Annotated in this window: 19 protein-coding genes; 13 read left to right on the plus strand and 6 right to left on the minus strand. The window is 67.8% G+C overall.

The annotated features are described in order from the left end of the window. The 3 genes from A5711_RS25220 to A5711_RS25230 form a co-directional block, all read left to right on the plus strand. Nucleotides 1–301 (plus strand): zinc-binding dehydrogenase (locus A5711_RS25220; protein WP_156745050.1); only part of this gene is annotated, 301 nt, incomplete at its 5' end. Between the two features lie 109 nt (nucleotides 302–410). Continuing rightward, nucleotides 411–1,775, plus strand: coding sequence for an HNH endonuclease signature motif containing protein (locus A5711_RS25225; RefSeq protein ID WP_067951312.1), 1,365 nt, complete (start codon nucleotides 411–413; stop codon nucleotides 1,773–1,775). A gap of 65 nt (nucleotides 1,776–1,840) precedes the next feature. Continuing rightward, nucleotides 1,841–2,491 carry a nitroreductase gene (locus A5711_RS25230; RefSeq protein ID WP_067951313.1) on the plus strand — a complete coding sequence of 217 codons (651 nt, stop codon included), beginning with the start codon at nucleotides 1,841–1,843 and terminating at the stop codon, nucleotides 2,489–2,491. 1 nt (nucleotide 2,492) lies between these two features. Here the strand turns inward: A5711_RS25230 and A5711_RS25235 are convergent, their stop codons facing one another. From A5711_RS25235 to A5711_RS25245, 3 genes are read right to left on the minus strand one after another with little or no spacing between them, the layout of a single operon-like run. Further along, nucleotides 2,493–3,323 (minus strand): oxidoreductase, encoded by an 831-nt coding sequence (locus A5711_RS25235; RefSeq protein ID WP_067951315.1) that lies wholly within the window; start codon nucleotides 3,321–3,323, stop codon nucleotides 2,493–2,495. Further along, complete coding sequence (locus A5711_RS25240) at nucleotides 3,323–4,567, minus strand: DUF1214 domain-containing protein (RefSeq protein ID WP_067951317.1); 1,245 nt, start codon at nucleotides 4,565–4,567, stop codon at nucleotides 3,323–3,325. Before A5711_RS25240 ends, A5711_RS25235 begins: the two co-directional genes overlap by 1 nt. 48 nt (nucleotides 4,568–4,615) lie before the next feature. After that, a complete protein-coding gene (locus tag A5711_RS25245) occupies nucleotides 4,616–5,059 on the minus strand; it encodes a nuclear transport factor 2 family protein (protein ID WP_067951319.1) in 444 nt (147 codons plus the stop codon). A 96-nt stretch (nucleotides 5,060–5,155) separates the two neighbouring features. On the opposite strand from A5711_RS25245, the gene A5711_RS25250 reads away from it, so the two are divergent. Then, a complete protein-coding gene (locus tag A5711_RS25250) occupies nucleotides 5,156–6,046 on the plus strand; it encodes an SDR family NAD(P)-dependent oxidoreductase (RefSeq protein WP_067951343.1) in 891 nt (296 codons plus the stop codon). 2 nt (nucleotides 6,047–6,048) lie between these two features. Further along, on the plus strand, nucleotides 6,049–6,870 hold the full coding sequence (locus A5711_RS25255; protein ID WP_067951320.1) for a mycofactocin-coupled SDR family oxidoreductase: 822 nt from the start codon (nucleotides 6,049–6,051) through the stop codon (nucleotides 6,868–6,870). Nucleotides 6,871–6,944: 74 nt separating this feature from the next. Here A5711_RS25255 and rpmB read toward each other — a convergent pair whose 3' ends face one another. Continuing rightward, on the minus strand, nucleotides 6,945–7,139 hold the full coding sequence (rpmB, locus tag A5711_RS25260; RefSeq protein WP_046185726.1) for a 50S ribosomal protein L28: 195 nt from the start codon (nucleotides 7,137–7,139) through the stop codon (nucleotides 6,945–6,947). A gap of 259 nt (nucleotides 7,140–7,398) precedes the next feature. Here rpmB and A5711_RS25265 point away from each other — a divergent pair, with 259 nt between their 5' ends. Genes A5711_RS25265 through A5711_RS25275 form a run of 3 tightly spaced genes read left to right on the plus strand, consistent with a single transcriptional unit; the run spans nucleotide 7,399 to nucleotide 12,072 of the window. Further along, nucleotides 7,399–9,090, plus strand: coding sequence for a DAK2 domain-containing protein (locus tag A5711_RS25265; protein WP_067951345.1), 1,692 nt, complete (start codon nucleotides 7,399–7,401; stop codon nucleotides 9,088–9,090). Nucleotides 9,091–9,092: 2 nt separating this feature from the next. Next, nucleotides 9,093–11,312 carry an ATP-dependent DNA helicase RecG gene (gene recG, locus A5711_RS25270; RefSeq protein ID WP_067951322.1) on the plus strand — a complete coding sequence of 740 codons (2,220 nt, stop codon included), beginning with the start codon at nucleotides 9,093–9,095 and terminating at the stop codon, nucleotides 11,310–11,312. A 46-nt stretch (nucleotides 11,313–11,358) separates the two neighbouring features. After that, nucleotides 11,359–12,072 carry an HNH endonuclease family protein gene (locus tag A5711_RS25275; RefSeq protein WP_067951323.1) on the plus strand — a complete coding sequence of 238 codons (714 nt, stop codon included), beginning with the start codon at nucleotides 11,359–11,361 and terminating at the stop codon, nucleotides 12,070–12,072. Nucleotide 12,073: 1 nt separating this feature from the next. On the opposite strand, the gene A5711_RS25280 is transcribed toward A5711_RS25275, so the two are convergent. After that, nucleotides 12,074–12,919 carry an aldo/keto reductase gene (locus tag A5711_RS25280; RefSeq protein ID WP_156673308.1) on the minus strand — a complete coding sequence of 282 codons (846 nt, stop codon included), beginning with the start codon at nucleotides 12,917–12,919 and terminating at the stop codon, nucleotides 12,074–12,076. A 321-nt stretch (nucleotides 12,920–13,240) separates the two neighbouring features. On the opposite strand from A5711_RS25280, the gene A5711_RS25285 reads away from it, so the two are divergent. The 5 genes from A5711_RS25285 (at nucleotide 13,241) to coaD (ending at nucleotide 16,922) form a co-directional block, all read left to right on the plus strand. Continuing rightward, nucleotides 13,241–14,356: an alpha/beta hydrolase gene (locus tag A5711_RS25285; protein WP_067951327.1), complete on the plus strand. Its 1,116-nt coding sequence runs from the start codon at nucleotides 13,241–13,243 to the stop codon at nucleotides 14,354–14,356. A 97-nt stretch (nucleotides 14,357–14,453) separates the two neighbouring features. Continuing rightward, complete coding sequence (locus A5711_RS25290) at nucleotides 14,454–15,218, plus strand: DsbA family protein (protein ID WP_067951346.1); 765 nt, start codon at nucleotides 14,454–14,456, stop codon at nucleotides 15,216–15,218. Nucleotides 15,219–15,226: 8 nt separating this feature from the next. Next, complete coding sequence (locus A5711_RS25295; RefSeq protein WP_197501011.1) at nucleotides 15,227–15,850, plus strand: vitamin K epoxide reductase family protein; 624 nt, start codon at nucleotides 15,227–15,229, stop codon at nucleotides 15,848–15,850. Nucleotides 15,851–15,860: 10 nt separating this feature from the next. Continuing rightward, the gene (gene rsmD / locus A5711_RS25300; RefSeq protein WP_067951330.1) at nucleotides 15,861–16,415 is read left to right on the plus strand and encodes a 16S rRNA (guanine(966)-N(2))-methyltransferase RsmD; all 555 of its coding nucleotides are present in this window, start codon (nucleotides 15,861–15,863) and stop codon (nucleotides 16,413–16,415) included. A 24-nt stretch (nucleotides 16,416–16,439) separates the two neighbouring features. Then, nucleotides 16,440–16,922: a pantetheine-phosphate adenylyltransferase gene (gene coaD, locus A5711_RS25305; RefSeq protein WP_066952547.1), complete on the plus strand. Its 483-nt coding sequence runs from the start codon at nucleotides 16,440–16,442 to the stop codon at nucleotides 16,920–16,922. Between the two features lie 48 nt (nucleotides 16,923–16,970). Here coaD and A5711_RS25310 read toward each other — a convergent pair whose 3' ends face one another. Continuing rightward, nucleotides 16,971–18,137 carry a permease gene (locus A5711_RS25310; RefSeq protein WP_082975847.1) on the minus strand — a complete coding sequence of 389 codons (1,167 nt, stop codon included), beginning with the start codon at nucleotides 18,135–18,137 and terminating at the stop codon, nucleotides 16,971–16,973. Nucleotides 18,138–18,323: the final 186 nt, after the last annotated feature.

Consider the following 18,323-nt stretch of genomic DNA (forward strand, 5'->3'; position numbering starts at 1 on the left):
CACCGTCGGCGGTGAGACGTTGGAGCGATCGTTTCCGGTGCTCCGCCCGGGTGGGCGGCTGGTCACCCTGTCGGCGCCCCCGCCCGCGGGCGCCGCCGACGAATATGGCGTCGCGGCAATCTTTTTCATCGTCACACCGAATCGGGATCAGCTGGCCGAGTTGGCGTCGCTGGTCGACAGCGGACAGCTGCGGGTGCAGATCGCCGAGACGTTCCCGCTCGAGCGGGGGCGCGAGGCGTTCGAAAGCGGCGGCCGCCCGGGCCGGCGGCCCGGCAAGACGGTCATCGTCGTTCGAGACTAGGGCGGGCCCTGTTCGGCCTTGCGCTTAATGCGTAATCCCTTGTGTCACTTGGGTTTCTTTGGTCACGACGCGGCCGTTTTTGTCGGTGGGTGTTCGTAGGGTTTGCGGTATGGGTGTCAGTGGTCGTGAGGAGATCGTCGAGGTGTTCGACGCGCTCGACCATGACGTGGACCGGTTGTGCGAGCTGTCTTTTGACGTGCTGACCACCCCGGAGCGGCTGCGCGCCCTGGAGCGCCTGGAGCGGGTGTATCGCCGGTTGCGCGCTCCGCAGCACGCGTTGATCAACCAGCTCGACGCCCACGCCAGCCCCGCAGAGTTGGGCGGCTCGCTGCGGGTGGGGTTGGCTGATCGGTTGCGCATCACCAAGGGCGAGGCCGCCCGGCGTATCGCCGAAGCCGCCGACCTCGGACAGCGCCGGGGGTTGACCGGCCAGCGGCTGGCGCCGCTGTTGAGCGCCACCGCGGCCGGCCAACGTGACGGGGTCATCGGTGATAGCCACGTCAAGGTGATCCGGAGTTTTTTTGCCCAGCTGCCCGCCGCGGTGGACGTGTTGACCCGCCAGGCCGCCGAGGCCGACCTGGCCGGCAAGGCCGCCGGGTATCGGCCCGACGAGTTGGCCAAATACGCCGGGCGGGTCCTGGATTGGCTGCACCCCGACGGGGAATTCAGCGACGCCGAGCGGGCCCGCAAACGCGGCATCACCCTGGGCGCCCAGGAGATCGACGGCATGTCGCGCCTGAGCGGGCTGATCACCCCGGAGCTACGCGCCGCCATCGAGGCCATGCTGGCCAAACTGGCCGCCCCCGGGGCGTGCAATCCCGAGGATGAGACTCCGGTGGTCGATGCCACCCCCGATGAGGACACGGTGCGCCGCGACACCCGCTCGACAGCGCAGCGCAACCACGACGCGTTCCTCGCCGGTCTGCGCGGCCTGTTGGCTTCGGGAAAACTCGGCCAGCACAACGGGTTGCCGGTCTCGATCGTGGTCACCACCACGCTGCAGGACCTGGAGGCCGCCGCCGGCAAGGCCCTGACCGCCGGCGGCACCCTGGTGCCCATGAGCGATGTGATCCGCTGGGCCGGCCACGCCCACCACTACCTCGCCATCTTCGATGGCGCCAAATCACTGGCGCTGCATCACACCAAACGAATCGCCTCCCCCGCGCAGCGCATCATGCTCTACGGCAAGGATCGTGGCTGCACCAAACCCGGGTGTGATGCCCCCGCCTACCACAGCCAGGTCCACCACATCACCGGCTGGACCACCACCCGGCGTACCGACATCGACGACCTCACCTTGGCCTGCGGCCCCGACAACCGCCTCGCCGAACAAGGCTGGACCACCCGCACCAACTCCCGCGGCGAAACCGAATGGCTCCCACCACCTCACCTCGACCGAGGACAACCCCGCACCAACAGCTACCACCACCCCGAACGATTCCTCCGCGACCAAGACGACGAGGAACCCGATTGACGCCCTGAGCGTCTGGGGCCGCGTGCGCTCGCAATCGCGACGACAGGCTCTGACACCATGAAGTCATGTACGACCTCGAAGACACCATTCGGCAACGGCATTCGACGCGCCTCTTTCTGCCCGACCCGGTACCGCGCCACCTGGTGCAGGAATCGCTGGAGCTGGCCATGCGCGCGCCGTCGAATTCGAACGTGCAGCCGTGGCACATGGTGTTCGTCTCCGGCGCGGCCCGCGAACGGTTGGTAGCCGCCATGCTGGAGAAGGCCCGCGCCGAACCGCCCCGCGTCCCGCAACTGCCCGCCGCGTTCGCTCACTTCCGGAGCGACACGGGCGCACAGGTTTACGGCTCGATGGGCATCGCGCGCCACGACAGCGAGGCCCGGCGCATCGCCGTGCTGCGCAACTGGGAGTTCTTCCGCGCACCGCTGGGCGGCATCGTGTGCATGCACCGCGACCTCGGCTACGCCGACAGCATGGGTGTCGGCATGTTCCTGCAGACGTTGTTGCTGGCGTTGACCGCACGCGGATTGGGCACCTGCGTGCAGGTGGCCATCGCCGGTTATCCCGACGTCGTGCGCGAGCAGCTCGAGATCCCGCCGGAGATGAACATCCTGTGCGGCCTATCGATCGGCTACTCCGACCCCGACTTTCCCGCCAACAACCTGCACATCGGGCGAGACCCCGTGGACCGGCACGCCGTGTTCCTCGACGAGTGACTCACGAACCTTCGAAGTTGACGTCCTTGGTCACGGCTTTCCACTCTTCGATCGACAACGACAGCGCGGTGATCTTGTCGCGCATGGCCTTGAGCACGTCGCGGCCCAACAGCAGCCGCAGCGGTGGCTCGTCGAGCGTGGTCACCATCAGCACCGCCTCGGCGACCTTCTTGGGATCACCGGGGAGGTGATCGGCGAATTGCTTTATCAAGTCCTTGCGGGCCGCCACGTCGGCGTAATCGGCTATCGGGGTGCCCGACTCCTTCATCGACCGCGTGGCCCAATCGGTGCGGAAGGCGCCCGGCTCGATGGCGGTCACCTTTATCCCGAGCGGCCGCACCTCGGTGGCCAGCGCCTCGGTGATCGCCTCCAGCGCGAACTTCGTCGACGAGTAGTACGCATTGGGCGGGTTGGCCACCAGACCGGTCATCGACGACATGTTGATGATGTGCCCGGAGCCGCGGGCACGCATGGCCGGCAGCACCGCCTTGATCATATTGACCGCGCCGAAGTAGTTGACCTCGAACAGCTTTCGGACCTCGGCGTCCTCGCCCTCCTCCACCGCGGACAGGTAGCCGTGACCGGCGTTGTTGACCAGGACGTCGATGCCGCCGAACGCCACGTCGGCCGCCGACACGGCCGCCGCGATCTGCCCGGGGTCCGTCACGTCGAGCGCGACGGCGAGCGCCCGGTCTCGGAACTCGTCGGCGAAGTCGCGCACCGAGTCGGCGCGGCGCGCGGTCACCACCACGCTGTGGCCGGCTTCCAGTGCGGCGCGGGCGATTTCGCGGCCGAATCCGGTGGAGCATCCGGTGATCAGCCAGCGCGACATCAGGCCGACCCTTCCGGCAGGCGGCGCAGATACGCGGTCCGCCGCGCGGCGAGCTGCGCGGCCCGTTCCTGCGGGCTCACCCGGGGCAGGTGGGGCACCTCGGTTTCGAGCCGGTCCAGCTTGACCACCCGCCCGCGGGCCCCGAGGTCTTCGCGCGGGCCCGCCTCGCCGAATTCCGCCATGCGCAGGGTCAAGATGCCCTCGCGCAGACCGTCGGAGTCTATCCAGTTGGCCACGCCGGGATCGGCGGGCGCGATCACGTAGGTGTAGCTGCCGTCCTCGTTGGCGACCGATTGCGCCTTGTTGAGGCTGCCGGTGCGGTCGAGGATGTTCAGCGTGGTGCCCCAGATGTTGCTCAGCGGCACCGTGAAGTACTCGGCGCCACCGTCATTGAGGTCCACCACGAACGCCTCGTCGGGCGCGAGGTCGAAACGACCCATGACGTAGACCTGGTTGCGCATCGCGCCGACCTTGTCGGCCGACCAGGCCAGGTCGAAGTGGTTGGCAGGCATCTTGTACACGCCGTGGCTGAGCTTGCCGGTGAAGTTGGCGAAGTAGTCCATCATCGCCGCGGTGGCCTCGGCCTGCTCGTCGAGCGTGCGCGCCGGTGTCGCCGGTGGCCCCCCGAGCCGTTGCACCTCAAGGTGATTGGGGTCGTCGCGGCCCCAGTCCAGCAGCACATCCCGGATGTAGAACTCGTGCGCCGCGGGGGAGGTCTGCACGTGATTGGGCCGCCCGCCCGCGGGATCGGCGTCCACCGTGATGGTGAAGCTGCCGTCGGAGTCGACGCGCATGGTGCGTCCGTTCAACACGTCGACGGTGCCCATGTGGGCATCCCAGAGCGTGAAGTAGTTTTCTGTCATGCGGTGCTCGCCCACCCAGCCGTGGATTTCGTAGCGTTCGTCACCCGAGATCGGGATCACCCGGTACACGCTGTCCGGATTGTCGATGCCCCAGCGTGATCCGGGGATGCGCCGTCCGTCGACGGGGTGCGCCAGCCGGGTGATGCAGCTGACTTTGGGCCGCAGCTTGTCCTGGTTGGACGACCACACCGCCGCCGAGAACATCACCTCGGCGAACGCGTCGTCGAACCGTTCCCGCATCGCGTCGGATGCCTTGGCGCGACCCAGCCAGGTCTCGGCCACCGTCCGATAGGCGGCCTTGACGGTCGGGTGCTCGATCAGGTCCAGGGCGGCCAGTTCCTGTTCGTGTTGGGATATCGTCGCGACGGGGTCGTCACGCATGCGCCGTTCCTCCGATGCACTGCTCAAAATGCTTGGTACACAACGTGATCAGAACTTCAGATGCTGGCTGACGTCGCCGACCTGATCGATGAACATGGTGCGGCTGTCGAACCGCCAGGCGCCGTCCACCCGCGCAAACGTGTCCTTGTAGTGCCCGGTCACGATCACCTGGAGCGGCAGGTCGGGGGTGGCCTGCGTGACGCAGTAGTAGGACGTGCTGCGGGCGGTCCCTTCGGCCTCGTCGATGTGCAGCTGCACGTTGGTGGTGTTGTGCTTGGTCTTGGGGGTGCCATCGGGGTAGATGCGCGTGGCCATCTCGTACATCTCGCGCACCCGGGCGGCCCCGGCGAACACCGTCTCCGGTGGACCGTCCTCCACGCCGCAGATGCGGCCGTGCTCGAAAAGCCGGGCCACGCCGTCCAGGTCGCCACCGTCGAGAAGCTCGGCGTAGGTGTAGATGAGGTTGGTGATCTCGGTTGCGCTGTCACTCATGTGGAATCACCTTTACACCCGTCTCCTCCGCTTCCGCGAACAATGGTGGCAGAGCCGGTCCAATTTACATAGAACCGACCATTACTCTTGATCGCCGTGACGTTACCTTGGACGCCGAGCCGACTCGGCAACCTGACCGGCAAGCGAATCGTCGTGACCGGAGCGACCAACGGCGTCGGGCTGGGCACCGCCCGTGCCCTGGCCAAAGCCGGCGCGCACGTGATCCTGGCGGTGCGCAACACCGAGCTGGGCGAGCAACGCGCCGCCGAGATGGGCGGCTCGACGTCGGTGGCCAGGGTCGACCTCGCCGACCAATCGTCGGTGCGCGCCTTCGCGAAGTCGATCGACGACGACATCGACATTTTGATCAACAACGCCGGCGCGCTGACCGACCGCCGCACCGATACGGTCGACGGATTCGAGATGACGCTGGGCACCAACCTGCTCGGACCGTTCGCCCTGACCAACCTGCTGCTGCCCAGAGTGCGCACGCAGATCATCAACGTCGGCTCCGACGCGCACCGGTCGGCGACGCTACACATGGACGACTTGCACCTGCGCCGGCACAAATGGACCCGGCTGGGCGCGTACGCGCAGTCGAAGCTCGCGGTCATGCTGTGGGGATTGGAGCTGGACCGCCGGTTGCGCGCCGCCGGGTCGCCGATCGTCACGCAGCTCACGCACCCGGGATGGGTCGCCTCGAATCTGTCGCAGCTCGGCGACTCGCCAGTGATGGCGGCGGCCCACAAAGCGGTCAAGGTCGTGGCCGACCGGCTGGCCAACGACATCGACGAGGGGGCGGCACCCACGCTGTACTGCATCAGCGAACCGGTGCCCCCGGGCAGCTACGTCGGGGTCACCGGCAGGTTCGGGCTGCGCGGCGGGCCGGTGCTGATCGGCCGGTCACCGGTGGCCTGCGACTATGACACGGCCGCTCGCCTGGTGGCCTTCGCCGAACAACAAACCGGCACGAAGCTGGAGGTATAGCCATGGGAGAACTCGACAACAAGGTCGCCGTCATCACCGGTGCGGCGCGCGGCCAGGGCCGCAGTCACGCCGTCGCCCTGGCCGAACAGGGCGCCGACATCATCGCGGTGGACATCTGCGCCGACATCGACGCGATTCCGTACCCGCTGGGGACCAAATCGGATCTCGACGAGACCGCGCGGCTGGTCGAAGCCACGGGCCGCAAGGTGGCGCCCGTCGTCGCCGACGTCCGCGACCTGCCGCAGCTCGAGGCCGCGGTGCAAAGCGGAATCGACGACATCGGCGAGGTGGACATCGTCATCGCCAACGCCGGAGTGGTGGCGATCGGCGACCCGGAAGCCCATTCCGAGCCCGTGTTCAACACGATCGTCGACACCAACCTCAAAGGCGTGTGGCACACGTTGTTGGCGACGGTCCCTTCGGTCATCCGCAAGGGGCAGGGCGGGTCGATCGTGCTGGTCAGCTCGTCGCAGGGGCTGACCGGCCGGGGCGGCGACGGCAGCGCGGCGATGTTCGCCTACGCCGCGTCCAAGCACGGGGTGGTGGGGTTGATGCGGTCAGCGGCCAATGCCTATGCGCCGCACAAGATTCGGGTCAACTCGGTGCATCCGAGCGGTGTCATGACGCCGATGATCCTCAACGACTTCGTCGTCAACCGAATGCTGGAGAACCCGAACCCGGCCGTCTCGCAGATGCTGCTGCCCGACGTGCCGCTGGTCGAGTCGCAGGACGTGACGGAAGCGGTGTTGTGGCTGGTCGGCCCCCGCGCCCGCTACGTGACGGGCGTGTCGATACCCGTGGACGCCGGGCACGTCGTGATGTAGCTGCGGTCTAGCCCGATGGTGGCGACCCGCCTGCGCCCGGCTGGGATGTTGCTGCCGCGTCCGCGGCAGCGCCCCTAGCCCCGGACGACCTTGCCGGCCTTGATGCAGGACGTGCAGACGTTCAGGCGCTGCTTGTTGCCGCCCGGTCGGGTGACAACGTGCACGGTCTGGACGTTGGGGTCCCACCGACGGCTGGTGCGGCGGTGGGAGTGCGACACCGACTTACCGAAGCCGGGGCCTTTCCCGCAGATGTCGCACACAGCGGCCATGGTTCAAGCTCCTCAAATCTCGGGGGTCCGGCTCGGCGGTCTCACACGTGGCCGGGACAGCCCGGGATGGCCGGGCCCAACCAGGATACCGATTGTCCTGGCAACCACCAAAACGATCGCCGCCGCTGTCGCCCGGTCTGGCTAGGCTCAATGGGTCGGATCGCCCCGCCGGCGGGTGGTGGTCACGGGCGCCCGTTGCCCGGGCCGCCGGGCTACGCTGGCGCCCACCGGGAGCTGGGTGTCGAGGAGGTGGGTAACACTGGGACCGTCGGAGCGTCTGCTGGACGCGATCACCTTGCGGGACTGGGCGCACACCGCCGTCAGCGACCTGATCACCCACATCGATGAGATCAACCGGCTCAATGTCTTCCCGGTTGCCGATTCCGACACTGGCGCGAACATGCTGTTCACCATGCGCTCGGCGCTGGCCGAGGCCAACGCGGGCATCAATGCCGAGGGCGGCTCGGCCTGCGTCGCCAGGACCGCCGCGGCGATGTCGGCCGGTGCGCTCAACGGCGCCCGGGGCAATTCCGGCGTGATCTTGTCCCAGATCCTGCGGGGGATCGCCGACGTCACCGCTCTCGCGGCCGCCGATTCCGGCGGTGAGCTGCCCCACATGGCTGCCGACGTCCTCGGGGCGTCGTTGCGGCGCGGCGTGGACCTGGTGATCGCATCGATGGGCGGGGACGAGGTCCCGGGGACCATCGTCTCGGTGCTGCGGGCCGCGGCGGACGCGGTCGGGGAGTGCGCCCAGGCCGGGGAAGGGCTCGCCCCGGCGATCATCGCCGCCGGCGATGCGGCGGTCGTGGCGCTGGAGAAGACACCCGAACAGCTCGACGTGCTCGCCGACGCCGGTGCGGTGGACGCCGGCGGGCGGGGCCTGCTGGTGCTGCTGGACGCCCTGCGCACCACGGTCACGGGCCAGGCGCCCGCCCGAACCGTCTACGAGTTGACGCCGCGGGCACCGCAACCGGAAGGCGCCGCCGAGCGGCCGGCACCGCAGTTCGAGGTGATGTACCGGCTGGACGGATGCGATCCGGCCGCGGCGGACGCGCTGCGCGACCGGCTCGGGGAACTGGGCGACTCCGTGGGCATCGCCGCCGCGCCGTCGTCGGCCGACTGCACCTACTCGGTGCACGTGCACACCGACGACGCCGGCGCCGCCGTCGAGGCGGGGCTGGAGGCGGGGCGGCTGAGCCGCATCGTGATCTCTGCGTTGAGCTCCGGCGGCACCGGGCTGCCGGCCGGCGGCTGGACACGGGAACGGGCGGTGTTGGCCGTGGTCGACGGCGACGGTGCCGCCGAGCTGTTCGGCGGCGAGGGCGCCTGTGTGCTGCAGCGCGACGCGGCCGCGGGCGAACCGGTCACCAACATCAGCGCCCACCAGCTGATGCGGGCGGTGGTCGACACCGGTGCCGCGCAGGTCATGGTGCTGCCCAACGGCTACGTGCCCGCCGAGGAGCTGGTGGCCGGGTGCACCGCGGCCATCGGGTGGGGTATCGACGTCGTGCCGATCCCGACGGGGTCGATGGTGCAGGGGCTGGCCGCGCTGGCCGTGCACGAAACCGGTCGGCAGGCGGTGGACGACGGCTACACGATGGCCCGCGCCGCCGGTGCGGCCCGGCACGCATCCGTGCGCATCGCCACCGAGAGCGCGTTGACCTGGGCGGGCCGCTGCCAGCCGGGCGACGGCCTGGGAATCGCGGGGGACGAGGTGTTGATCGTGGCCGCCGACGCGACCGCGGCCGCCATCGGCCTGCTCGACCTGTTGCTGGCCTCCGGCGGCGACCTGGTGACGGTGCTGGTCGGCGCCGAGATCGACACCGAACAGAACGCCGCGGCCGTGGGCGACATCCTGGAAAAACACATGCACGACCATCACCCGGGAACCGAACTCATCACCTACCGCACCGGCCATCGCGGTGATGCGCTTTTGATCGGGGTCGAGTAGCCGTGGCGGCGCTGGGCGACCGGCTGGACTTCGTGGTGGGCGCCAAGGCCGCCGACCAACTCGACGAGGAGTTCGGCATCCGGACCGTCGATGATCTGCTGCGCCACTATCCGCGCAGCTACACCGAGGGCGCGACCCGGTGGGACGCGGACGATCAACGCCCGCCGGCCGGCGAACACATCACCATCGTCGACACGATCATCGAAACCAAGACCTGGCCGATGAAGAAGACCCCGAAGAGGGTCTGCCACCGCATCACCCTCGGCGCCGGCCGCAACAAGGTGACCGCGACGTTCTTCAACGCGAACTATCTGAAGAAGGACCTGACCGAAGGCACCAAGGTGATGCTCTCCGGGGAGGTCGGATTCTTCAAAAACGTGATGCAGCTGACGCACCCGGCGTTCCTCATCCTCGACTCCCCGGACGGCAAGAACCGCGGCACCAGCTCCCTGAAGAACATCGCCATAGCCTCGCAAGCCACCACCGGCGAGGTGCAGATGGCGGCCTTCGAGCGAGCCTTCTTTCCGATCTATCCGGCGACCACGAAGTTGCAGAGCTGGGACATCTTCCGGTGCGTGCGCCAAGTACTCGACGTCCTGGATCCGGTGGACGACCCGCTGCCCGCCGACCTGCGCGGCCGTTACGGCCTGGTCTCCGAAGACCGGGCGTTGCGCGACATCCATTTGGCGGAAGACGAGGCGGCGCGGAGGCGGGCGCGGGAGCGCCTGACCTTCGACGAAGCCATCGGATTGCAGTGGGCGCTGGTCGCCCGGCGGCACAGCGAGCTGTCGGAATCGGGGCCCCCGGCACCACCGCGCCCCGACGGCCTGTCCGCAGAACTGTTGCGGCGGTTGCCGTTTGAGCTCACCGCGGGACAACGCGACGTGCTCGACGTGTTCGCGCAGGAGCTGTCGGCCACCCGGCCGATGAACCGCCTGCTCCAGGGTGAGGTCGGTTCGGGCAAGACCATCATCGCGGTGCTGGCCATGCTGCAGCTTGTCGACGCCGGTTATCAGTGCGCGTTGCTTGCCCCCACGGAAGTCCTTGCCGCCCAACACTTGCGGTCGATCAATCACGTGCTCGGCCCATTGGCGATGGCGGGCCAGCTCGGCGGCGCGGACAACGCGACCCGGGTCGCGCTGCTCACCGGTTCGATGACGGCGGCGCAGAAGAAGCAAGTCCGTGACGAGGTGGCAAGCGGTCAGGTGGGGATCGTCGTCGGCACGCATGCGCTGTTGCAGGACGCGGTGGAATTCCACAACCTGGGCATGGTGGTGGTCGACGAGCAACACCGGTTCGGTGTCGAACAGCGAGACCAGTTGCGCGTCAAGGCCCGTCCCGGCGTCACCCCGCACCTGCTGGTGATGACGGCGACACCGATACCGCGCACGGTCGCGTTGACCGTCTACGGCGACCTGGAAACCTCGACGCTGCGCGAGCTTCCGCGCGGACGACAGCCGATCACCAGCAACGTCATCTTCGTCAAGGACAAGCCCGCGTGGCTCGAGCGGGCCTGGCGGCGCATCATCGAAGAGGTCGCCGCCGGGCGTCAGGCCTACGTGGTGGCGCCGCGGATCGACGAGACCGACGATTCGGAGAAGCAGGAGCAGAACGTCAGACCGTCGGAGACCGCCGAGGGTCTCTACGCCCGGCTGCGTTCCGGCGAGCTGGCCAACCTGCGTCTTGGGATGATGCACGGGCGGTTGTCCGCCGACGAGAAGGACGCCGCGATGGCGGCCTTTCGGGCCGGTGAGATCGATGTGCTGGTGTGCACCACGGTCATCGAGGTTGGCGTGGACGTTCCCAACGCCACGGTGATGCTCGTGATGGACGCCGACCGCTTCGGCATCAGCCAGCTGCATCAGCTGCGCGGCCGCATCGGCCGCGGCCAGCATCCCAGCCTGTGCCTGCTTGCCAGCTGGGTTTCGCCGGAGTCACCGGCGGGCCGGCGGCTTTCCGCCGTCGCCGACACCTTGGATGGGTTCGCGCTCGCCGACCTGGACCTCAAGGAGCGCCGGGAGGGCGACGTCTTGGGCCGCAACCAGTCCGGTCGCGCGATCAATCTGCGCTTGCTCTCGTTGGCCGACCACCGCGACGTCATCGAGGCCGCGCGCGACTTCTGCGTGCGAGCCTATGCCGATAATCCGGCCAACCCCGAATTGGCTTTGCTGGCAGCGCCTTTCGTAACCACTGACCGGATCGAATACCTGGACAAGTCATGACCGCCGGCGACGATGCAGAGCGTAGCGATGAGGAGGAGTGGCACTTGTGAACCGCAAGGTGCTGCTGTGGTTGTCCGCGGTCGCGGCGCTCGCTCTGCTGGTGGCCTACCAGACGGTCGGATCCTCGACCGCCAGGCACGCCGCCGAATACGCTGCGCGCGCCGACGTTCCCACAGTGCAACCCGGCACCGACGTGCTCGCGGGCATCGCGGTGCTACCGCTGCGCGCACACCGGTACGACTACCGCAGGGCGGCGTTCGGCGATGCGTGGGACGACGACAACGACGCCCCGCTGGGGCACAACGGCTGCGACACCCGCGACGACATCCTCAACCGCGACCTCGTCGACAAGACGTATGTGTCGACCAAGCGGTGTCCGGACGCGGTGGCCACCGGCACCCTGCACGACCCGTATACCAACACAACCATCGCGTTTCAGCGCGGCGCCAAGGTCGGCGAGGCGGTGCAGATCGACCACATCGTCCCGCTCGCCTACGCGTGGGACATGGGCGCCTATGCCTGGCCGGCGGGCGAGCGGCTGCGTTTCGCCAACGATCCGGCCAACCTGCTGGCCGTCCAGGGACAGGCCAATCAGGACAAGGGCGACGCGCCGCCGGCGCTGTGGATGCCGCCGAATGCCGCCTTCGCCTGTCAGTACGCCATGCAGTTCATCGCCGTGCTGCGCGGCTATTCGATACCGGTGGACCAGCCGTCGACTCCGGTATTGCGGCAGGCGGCCGCCACCTGCCCGGCGGGCTAGGTCAGGTGCCGTCGTAGGTGTTCGGATCCGGGCGCAGCCGGGTGCCGTCGTTGAGCCCGTTGATGGCGTCCATGTGCTCGGCGGCCAACTCGAAGTCGAACACGTCGAGGTTCCCGGCGATGTGCTCGGGATTGGCGGACCGGAAGACGACCGCGTTGCCCAGCTGCAGGTTCCACCGCAGCAGCACCTGCGCCGGCGTCTTGCCGTACTCGCCGGCAACGGACGTCACCGTCGGGTTGTCGTTCAACTTGCCGAGCGCGAGCGGTGTGTAGGCCTGCGTAACCACGTTGTGTTCGGCGTTGGTCTTGCGCAGCGCTTCCTGGTTGAGCAGCGGGTGCAACTCGACCTGGTTGACGACCGGGGTCACAAAGCTCAGGTCGATGACGTCCGTCACGTGAACGTCGGTGAAGTTCGAGACGCCGATTGAACGCGCGAGCCCGTCCCCGCGGCACTGGATCAGCCCGCCAAAGGAATTCACGTACTCGCCGCGTGACGGGACCGGCCAGTGGATCAGGTACAGGTCGAGATAATCGAGCCCCAGCCGCTCCAGGCTCTCCTTGCAGGCCTCCATGGATCGCAGGAACCCGTGGTCGGCGGTGGCGAGTTTGGTGGTGACGAATAGTTCGGCACGCGGAATCCCGGAGGCCGCGATCGCGCGGCCCACGGCCGCTTCGTTGCCGTAGGCCGAGGCGGTGTCGATCAGCCGGCAACCCATCTCCAGCGCAGCCGAGACCGCGCGCTCGGTCTCGTCCTCCGACAAATCCGCGACGCCGAGACCAAGGACGGGCATCGTGTTTTCGTCATTAAGAGCTATGGAGGGCACGGCAACGCCCGATTCGCCAGCCAATGTATTCACCTGCCTATGAAATTGAACGTTCGTGGACCAAACCGGATGTCGTCATCGAGCGAGAAGATCGACGCCATTCCATCGGCGCGATATTACCGGGCTGCAAAGTACCACCTCGTCAAACACCGCGGAGGGGCGCAGTGATAACGGACCTGGTCCGCGTTTCGCATAATCGTCACCCGTAGTGTTGGTCACACGGCGCACCGGAACCGGCAACCGTCCTATCGGTCGTGCAGCGCCCGGCATCAACGGCACTGTTCGGCGGGCAGCGGACACCCGTCGGTCGTCGAGCGTTACGACGTTTTATTCGAGGGAGTATCCATGACCAAGAGCGTGCCAGCGCCGGACCTGCACCTTGGTGTGAAGCACACGCCCATGCGCCTGGCCAGTCGCATGCAGGGCGCGGTCTCCACGATCGGTGTCAAGGTCATTCCCTGGATCCCGACCCCCGCCAAGCGCGCGTTGTTCGGTGGCCGCTCGGTGACCATCGACGGCAACACGCTGGACCCCACGCTTCAGCTGATGCTCTCCGGTCTGCGCGCCGTCGGCATCGACGGCCTGGTCGTCGACGACGACCCGGGCGCGTCGCGCGCTCAGATGCGCCAGCTGTCGCTCGAGCTTCCCGGGCCGCAGATCCACGTCGACGTCGAGGAGCTATCGCTGCCCGGGCCCGCCGGCGAGATCCCGGCGCGGCACTACCGCCCCCCCAACGGCGCGTCCGCGCCCGTGCTGGTCTTCTACCACGGCGGCGGATGGTCGATCGGTGATCTGGACTCCTACGACGCGCTGTGCCGGCTGACGTGCCGTGACGCCGGCATCCACGTGCTGTCGATCGACTACCGGCTGGCTCCCGAGCATCCGGCGCCGGCCGCGATCGAGGACGCGTACGCCGCTTTCAGGTGGGCATACGAGTACGCCGGGGAACTCGGCGCCGCGCCCGGCCGGGTCGCGGTCGGCGGCGACAGTGCGGGCGGCAACCTGGCCGCCGTCGTCTGCCAACGGGCGCGCGACCAGGGTGACCCCGCCCCCGTGCTGCAGTGGCTGATCTACCCGCGGACCGACTTCACCGCGCAGACCCGTTCGATGGGCCTGTTCGCCCGCGGATTCCTGCTGACCAAGCGCGACATCGATTGGTTCGAGTCGCAGTACCTCAGGCGTTCGGGCATCGACCGGGCGGACCCGCAGGTTTCGCCGCTGCTGGCCGAATCGCTGGCCGGGCTGGCGCCCGCGCTGATCGCGGTCGCCGGTTTCGACCCATTGCGCGACGAAGGCGAGAGCTACGCGATGGCCCTGCAGGCCGCCGGGACCGCCGTCGATCTCCGGTGCATGGGGTCGCTGACGCACGGCTTCGCCAATCTGTTCCAGCTCGGCGGCGGTAGCGCGTCCGCGACCACCGAGTTGATTTCCGCGCTGCGGGCCCACCTGAGCCGGGTCTGACCTTTTGTGCGGTCGCCGCCGGTAATCTAGAGGCGCCCACGAACGAGTGACGTCCACCAACGAACGACACCCCGAGCACCGAAGGATCACGGAGACTGTGGCCGACAAATCCAAACGCCCCCCGCGCTTTGACATGAAGGCCGCCGACGGTAAATCGGGCCGACTCGTTCAGATCGGCGGGACCGCCGTCGTCGTCATCTTCCTCGTCGCGCTGGTCTCCTACATCGTGGTCACGCACCACAAGAAGACCGCAGCCATCGGCGCGGGCGACACGGTGCGGGTGACGTCGAGCAAGCTGGTCACCGAGCCCGGGACGAGCAACCCCAAGGCCGTGGTCACGTTCTACGAGGACTTCCTCTGCCCGGCCTGCGGCAACTTCGAGCGCACCTTCGGCCCGACGGTGTCCAAGCTCATCGACGTCGGGGCCATTGCGGCCGACTACTCCATGGTGTCGATCCTCGACAACTCCAGGAACCAGAATTATTCGTCGCGGGCGGGCGCCGCGGCCCTGTGCGTGGCCGACGAGTCCATTGACGCGTTCCGCCGATTCCACACCGCGCTCTACACCACCGACCTCCAGCCCAGCGAACGCGGCACCAGCTTTCCCGACAACGCCCGGTTGATCGAGCTCGCGCGCGAGGCCGGCGTCGTGGGCAAGGTGCCCGATTGCATCAACAGCGGCAAGTACATCGCCAAGGTCACGGGGGAGGCGGCGGCCGCGAAGATCAACGCAACGCCGACCATCAAGATCAACGGCGACGATTACGACCCGTCAACGCCTGATGCGCTGGTCGCGAAGATCAAGAGCATCGTGGGCGACGTGCCGGGCATCGACGGCGCCGCGACCCCCGCGGCGACGTGACCACCCCGGTGTCAGCCCAAACCGCCGGCCTGACACCGGAATCGGGTCCCGAAGCGCGCGTGCCGGTGCCGAGCGCGTGGTGGGTGCTGATCGCCGGTGTGATCGGTTTGGTGGCCTCCGCGACGCTGACCGTGGAGAAGATCGACCTTTTGCTCAACCCGGCATACGTGCCGTCGTGCAACTTCAACCCGATCCTGTCGTGCGGTTCGGTGATGGTCACGCCGCAGGCTTCGGTGCTGGGATTTCCCAATCCGCTGCTGGGCCTTGGGGCGTTCACCGTAGTCGTCGTCACCGGGTTGCTGGCCGTGACCAAAGTGCCTTTGCCGCAATGGTATTGGATCGGATTGACGATCGGGCTGGTGATCGGGGCGGGGTTCGTGCACTGGCTGATCTACGAAAGCCTGTACAGCATCGGCGCCTTGTGCCCGTACTGCATGGTGGTCTGGGCGGCCACCATGACGCTGCTGGTGGTCGTTGCGTCGATTGTGTTCCGGCCGGCGCTGCAACGCCGGGGACGCGGTGTGGCATGGGTGCTGTACCAATGGCGGTGGTCCATCGCCGCGCTGTGGTTCACCGCGGTGTTTCTGCTGATCATGGCGCGGTTTTGGGACTATTGGTCGACGTTGCTGTAAGTGTTGGCGGGTGACCCGGATCATCGGCGGCGTGGCGGGCGGCCGGCGCATCGCCGTCCCGCCGCGAGGGACCAGGCCGACCACCGACCGCGTGCGTGAGTCGCTTTTCAACATCCTGACCGTGCGGCGTGAACTGAACGGCGTCGCGGTGCTCGACCTATATGCCGGTTCGGGCGCACTCGGATTGGAGGCGCTGTCGCGTGGCGCCGCCTCGGCGCTGTTCGTGGAATCGGATCAGCGCAGCGCTTCTGTCATCGCACGCAACATCGACGCGCTCGGTTTGCCCGGCGCGGCAGTCCGCCGCGGCGCGGTCGCGACCGTCCTGGCGGCCGGGACCGAGAGCCCGGTCGACCTCGTTCTGGCCGACCCGCCCTACGGCGTGGAGGCCGCCGAGGTGGAAGCCGCGCTGGCCGCTTTGGACGCCCACGGCTGGGCAGAGGCCGGAACCGTGGCGGTGGTGGAGCGGCCGGCGTCCGGCGCGCCGCTGACCTGGCCGGCCGGCTGGTCCGTGTGGTCGCCGCGCGTGTATGGCGACACCCGTTTGGAGATGGCCGAACGACTGTGAGGCGGGCGTGTACCGTCTGTCGTCATGAGTGGCGCGGTATGCCCGGGGTCGTTTGATCCGGTGACGTTGGGCCACATCGACGTCTTCGAGCGGGCGGCGGCTCAGTTCGACGAGGTGGTGGTGGCGATCCTGACCAATCCCGCCAAGAAGGGGATGTTTGAGCTCGACGAGCGGATCGCGATGATCAACGAGTCGACGACGCATCTGCCCAACCTGCGCGTCGAGGCCGGGCAGGGCCTGGTAGTCGACTTCGTCAGGTCGCAGGGGATGACCGCCATTGTGAAAGGCCTGCGCACCGGTACCGACTTCGAATACGAGCTGCAGATGGCGCAGATGAACAAGCACATCGCCGGCGTCGACACGTTTTTCGTCGCGACGACGCCCCGGTATTCGTTCGTGTCGTCGTCGTTGGCCAAAGAGGTCGCGCTGTTGGGCGGCGACGTCTCGGAACTACTGCCCGAACCGGTCAATCGCCGCCTGCGCGAAAAGCTTGCCGGCCGCTCCTGAAGCTTTGCACCGCAAACGCACACTCGCGCAATCGCTTTGCGCCGACAGCTAGTGGCACTCGTGATCGTGGTCGTGCCCACCGTCGGGGGAGCCGCCCATCATCCGCGCCATCGGGACTCCGCCCGTCGCGACGAACCGGACCACCAGAATGGCCGCGACGGCAAGGAAGGCGATGTTCAGCCAGGTCGTATAGTTCCACGAAATCGTCGCTTCCATTACCGTGGCGTTGCGCTGTTTCGGAATGAGACTCGTTGCGCCGAAGAGCAACTCGACCAGATAGCCCGCGGCGACCATGGCGGCGTAGAACGTGCCCAGCAGCGTCAGCATCATCCTGGTGCCGTAGTACTTGCGGTAGATGTTCAGGATCGGCACGATCAGCAGGTCGGCGTAAATGAACGCGATCACGCCGCCGAAACTGATGCCCCCGTTCCACAGCACCGCCGCCAACGGGACATTGCCGATCGAGCAGACGAACGACGCGATGGCCACGATCGGTCCCACCAGGGGTCCCCAAATCGCCGACCATCCGGGGTGGTCGGCCAAAAAGAAGACCTGCCAGAACTTTTCGGGCACCCAGGCCGCGATGGCCCCCGCGATCAACAAGCCCAGCACGAGGTCGCGCAGGATCGCCAACCACTCCATCGCGAAGACGTGTGAGACGGAGGTGAAGCCCTCCGCGGAAAACAGCCGGCGAGCGAACGGGCCCTGCTTCTTGATGGACATGTCCATGGCGGCATGGCCTTCCATCGAGCCGGCGATCCCGCGGTCGGCCTGCTCGCGGGCGGCATCGATGAGGCGCGAGCGCACGAACAGCCGGAACAAGACGGCGAGCACCACGATCATCAGCGGGCCCCCGACGAACTCCGCGGCGGTGAACTGCCAGCCCATCAGCAGGGCCAGGATGATGCCCGGTTCCACCACCAGGTTGGTGGAACCGATCTCGAATGCCATGGCTGCGGTGAAGCTGGCGCCTTTGCGGAAGAGGGATCGGGCCAACGCCACCGCGGCGTACGAGCATGACGACGATGCCGCGCCGAGGCCGGCGGCCAGCGCCAGGGTGCGGGGTCGGTCGTCGCCCAGCAGCGCCACGATGGTCGAGCGCCGCACCACCGCCTGCACCACCGCCGAAAGGGCAAAGCCCAGGATCAGCGCCCAGAGGATCTCCCACGTCATAGACCCCGCCACCGCCAAGGCGTGTCCGACCGCTGCTAGCACGAGTTCTCATCCTCCCCGTCGGTTGGCTGGGCCCCCAAACTTATACCCCCCCGGGGTATTGGTCAAGCGCTGCGAAGTGCGCTGGCCAGCGCCTCGGGCCACCGCGATCCCTAGAATGGCCGCAACAGGTGCGGCCAAACTTGGCGGCACGGACGGGCGTTTCGATGCATTTCACCGATGACCACG

Origin of the sequence: Mycobacterium sp. E2238, from assembly GCF_001672665.1 — a bacterium.
Taxonomy (GTDB): domain Bacteria; phylum Actinomycetota; class Actinomycetes; order Mycobacteriales; family Mycobacteriaceae; genus Mycobacterium.